Origin of the sequence: Synechococcus sp. MU1655 (assembly GCF_023630655.1) — a bacterium.
In the GTDB taxonomy this organism is placed as follows: Bacteria; Cyanobacteriota; Cyanobacteriia; order PCC-6307; family Cyanobiaceae; genus Synechococcus_C.
The window spans coordinates 1-3,798 of sequence record NZ_JAKUHK010000206.1; the positions used below are offsets into that span (position 1 = coordinate 1).

General features: G+C 55.2%; 6 protein-coding genes. 5 read left to right on the top strand and 1 reads right to left on the bottom strand.

The window, feature by feature from the left end:
- On the top strand, window positions 1–660 hold a 660-nt coding region (locus NCN04_RS09295; protein WP_502988779.1), incomplete at its 5' end, for an ATP synthase beta subunit C-terminal domain-containing protein.
- Between the two features lie 71 nt (window positions 661–731).
- On the top strand, window positions 732–1,139 hold the full coding sequence (gene atpC / locus NCN04_RS09300) for an ATP synthase F1 subunit epsilon (protein WP_011620194.1): 408 nt from the start codon (window positions 732–734) through the stop codon (window positions 1,137–1,139).
- Window positions 1,140–1,326: 187 nt separating this feature from the next.
- Here atpC and NCN04_RS09305 read toward each other — a convergent pair whose 3' ends face one another.
- Window positions 1,327–1,866: a 30S ribosomal protein PSRP-3 gene (locus NCN04_RS09305; RefSeq protein ID WP_250395904.1), complete on the bottom strand. Its 540-nt coding sequence runs from the start codon at window positions 1,864–1,866 to the stop codon at window positions 1,327–1,329.
- Between the two features lie 64 nt (window positions 1,867–1,930).
- Here NCN04_RS09305 and NCN04_RS09310 point away from each other — a divergent pair, with 64 nt between their 5' ends.
- The 3 genes from NCN04_RS09310 to NCN04_RS09320 all read left to right on the top strand — a co-directional run.
- Complete coding sequence (locus NCN04_RS09310; protein ID WP_250395905.1) at window positions 1,931–2,593, top strand: transaldolase family protein; 663 nt, start codon at window positions 1,931–1,933, stop codon at window positions 2,591–2,593.
- Between the two features lie 10 nt (window positions 2,594–2,603).
- Window positions 2,604–3,419: a TIGR01548 family HAD-type hydrolase gene (locus NCN04_RS09315; RefSeq protein WP_250395906.1), complete on the top strand. Its 816-nt coding sequence runs from the start codon at window positions 2,604–2,606 to the stop codon at window positions 3,417–3,419.
- Window positions 3,419–3,798 (top strand): calcium:cation antiporter family protein (locus NCN04_RS09320; protein ID WP_502988780.1); only part of this gene is annotated, 380 nt, incomplete at its 3' end. The genes NCN04_RS09315 and NCN04_RS09320, both read left to right, overlap by 1 nt.

The window sequence follows — 3,798 nt, forward strand, 5'->3', positions numbered from 1 at the left end:
CGCTTCGTGCAAGCCGGTTCTGAAGTTTCAGCTCTCCTGGGTCGCATGCCTTCAGCTGTGGGCTACCAACCCACCTTGGGAACAGACGTGGGTGCTCTTCAGGAGCGTGTTGCTTCCACTCTGGAAGGATCCATCACCTCAATTCAGGCCGTTTACGTTCCTGCTGACGATTTAACCGATCCGGCACCTGCCACGACCTTCGCTCACCTCGACGCCACAACGGTTCTGAACCGTGCCTTGGCTTCTAAAGGGATCTACCCCGCTGTGGATCCTCTTGATTCCACAAGCACCATGCTTCAGCCAGCAGTGGTGGGTGACGAGCACTACCGCACAGCACGTGCGGTTCAATCGACGCTGCAGCGTTACAAGGAGCTCCAGGACATCATCGCCATTCTTGGTTTGGATGAACTGTCTGAAGACGACCGCCAGACTGTGGATCGTGCTCGCAAAATCGAGAAGTTCCTTTCCCAGCCCTTCTTCGTTGCCGAAATCTTCACCGGCATGCCTGGCAAGTACGTGAAACTGGAAGACACAATTAGTGGCTTCAATCAAATTCTTGCTGGCGATCTTGACAACCTTCCAGAGCAGTCTTTCTATCTGGTCGGCAACATCGACGAAGTCAAAGCCAAAGCCGAGAAGATCGCGGCTGAATCCAAGTGATTGTCATCGGGGCGCTTGCGCCCCGAGCATGACCACCAACTCGCTTTCCCACTCTCCGCAGCCTTCTTTCCATGTCCCTCACCCTCCGCGTTCTGGCACCAGACCAGAGCGTGTTCGATGGTTCGGCCGATGAGGTGATCCTTCCCAGCACCACCGGTCAAGTCGGCATTCTTCCAGGCCACGTCTCCTTACTTGCAGCGCTCGACGTTGGAGTTCTAAGAGTGCGTACCAACAGCAATTGGCAATCCATTGCCCTAATGGGTGGATTCGCTGAAGTTGAGTCCGATGATGTCACCGTTTTGGTGAATTCAGCTGAACTCGGCGTCAACATCGATTCCACATCAGCTGAAAGCGATCTTTCTGCTGCGCGAACTGCCGTCACCAAGCTTGAAGGTCAGCCTTCCACTCCTGAAAAAGTCAAAGCGCAGCAACTTTTTCAACGGGCCAGAGCTCGTGCCCAGGCAAGCAAGTCAACTTAAGGCTGTTAACAAAAACGCAACGATCGATTGCAAACAATCGCCCCCTTCAAGGGGGCTTTTTTTATGACTTGAAATTTTCTCCAGAAGCAAAAAGGTCAACCTGCAAAATCGTCAAAGCATTAAAAAGCCCCGTCGCAACGGGGCTAAAAGCTTGGCCATCCGACAGACAACCAAAACCTTGATTCGATCAGGCGGTGCCGCAGAAAGTAACGTCTGGGAACTTGAGCTTCGCTTCATCAAGGCTCTTGCCCTTGCCTTCTTCTTGCCAGTAGTTGATGACTTCTGTGGCCTTATTCAACACTTCAACACGCTCGTTATCGGTAATCCAACTCTTACCTTCCAACTCACTCTTGAGCGTTTCCCAAGCATCTTCACGAGGCCAGAAGAAATAGGCCGTCAGCGGACTCGGCCCACCACCGACAATCTGATCAACAGCCAAAGCCACGTTGTCAGGCAGCCACAGGATCTTCAACAAGAAGCGTCCTTCATCGGCTTTTGGGGTATAGCCAGAAGGAACTCCATCCGCATCGATGGTGGCAGAAGCAAGTGCTGCACTGCCACCGCGCATCACTGGACGGCCTTCCTTCGGCTCTTGCTTCTGATCTGAAGCCTCACCCTGGGGAGCTGCTTCACCCGCGGGTGTTGCGTCGGCCTGGGGTGCTGGATCAGCTGCTGCTGCCTCTGTTGCGACCTCCTGGTCGACGGCAGCGCCTTCGGAAACCGTCATGTTGTCAGGGCTCAAGGATGAAGGACAAAGATCTAACCTATCAGTAGTCGCAACTCCCTCCTCAATGAGTTTGCGTCTGCTGCTCGACAGTGCCAACCCTGAGGATTGGCAAGACTGGTGGCAAACTGGGCTTTTCACCGGAATCACCACCAATCCAACGCTGTTGCGCCGCGCCAAGCGGGCCTGCAACGTTCAAAGCCTGAAGGAGCTCAGTACAACAGCGCTGGAACTTGGAGTGAGGGAACTGCATTTACAAGCTTGGGGAGCCAATGCAAATGCTCTCGAAGCATGCGCCAATGAGCTTGCATCCATAGCACCAGGAATCGTCATCGTGAAGCTGCCCGTAACCCGTGCAGGCCTGCTCGCGGCTCGCCCTCTGATCAGTCGTGGCATTCAGATCACCTTCACCGCCTGCTACGACGCAGCCCAGGTCTTGCTGGCAGACGCACTGAGCGCGAACTACATCGCCCCGTACCTAGGTCGCATTAACGATCAAGGGCGAGATGGCCATCACGAACTGCTGAAAATGCAACGGGCACTGCATGCGGTGGCATCAAACACTCGCTTGCTAGTCGCGAGCCTTCGCAGCCCCAGCGAGCTGGTTGACCTAGCCGCCGGCGGCTGCGACACCTTCACAATCAGCCCGGAAATCGCTAGCGCCCTACTGCAAAACCCTCACACAACAGCCGCTGCCGAGCAATTCGAACGCGATGCGACAAATCCCTAATTTCGAGGCAATGGATAACCCCCGTCCAAGTGATACCCCTGCACCGCGGAGTTTGCTGCTTTTCGACATCGACGGAGTCATCCGGGACGTAGGCGGCAGCTATCGAAGGGCGATTGTCGAAACGGTCAATCACTACAGCGGCTGGCGCCCCGAATCAGCGACGATCGATTCGCTGAAGGCTGAGGGCTGCTGGAACAACGATTGGAAAGCCTCGCTGGAACTGCTACGGCGTAGGGGCATTGGCCAGCAGCATCAGGCGTCACTACCGGCATTCGAGGACCTGGTGGAGATATTCAACAGCTTTTATTTCGGAGGCGACCCAGAAGGCGATCCTTCGTCCTGGAGAGGGTTTATCCGCGATGAGCCTTTGCTTGTCAATCCAGAGTTCTTTGAGACTCTCGATCAAAAAGGCTGCAGATGGGGATTTGTGAGTGGTGCAGAACCACCCTCGGCTCGTTTCGTGTTGGAGACGCGACTGGGTCTGGTACACCCCCCACTGATCGCGATGGGTGATGCACCCGACAAACCAGATCCCGAAGGACTGATCAGGCTGGCAAGCACCCTTGTGGGTTCCAGGCTCGGTTCCGACGCACCACTGATCTCCTATCTCGGCGACACCGTGGCGGACGTCAAAACAGTGACCCGAGCCAGGGAGCAGGTCCCGCAGCAACGTTGGATGAGTTTGGCCGTAGTTCCGCCCCACCTTCAAAGCCCAGAGCAATCTGAGGCGCGAGCGCACTACGAAGCGAACTTGCGAGCTGCAGGAGCAGAGGTGATCTTCACCGACACCCAGGCGGCACTCAACTGGGATCCCAATCAGATTTGATGCGCAAAGAATGGCCCTTGATTCTTGGATTGGTCATTCTGATCGGCCTCCAAACCACCCATCTGCTGGATTGGCTCTTGCTGCAATCGGCAACGGTCGTCTTAAGCGGATTAGGAGGTCTCAGCCTCTTGATTTTGCTGCTGGCGAGGCGGATTGCCAGCCAAGCCGATCAACTCGCTGAAAGGCTTGGTGAACCGATTGGGACGCTTGTGCTGACAGGTTCCGTGATTTTGATCGAACTGGCTCTCGTCACCAGCACCATGTTGAGCGGAGAAAGCAATCCCACGTTGGCGAGGGATTCGATGTTCTCGGTGTTGATGATTGTGCTCACTGGGGTGAAAGGAATCACCTTGATTTTGGCGTCACGATTTCAAACATC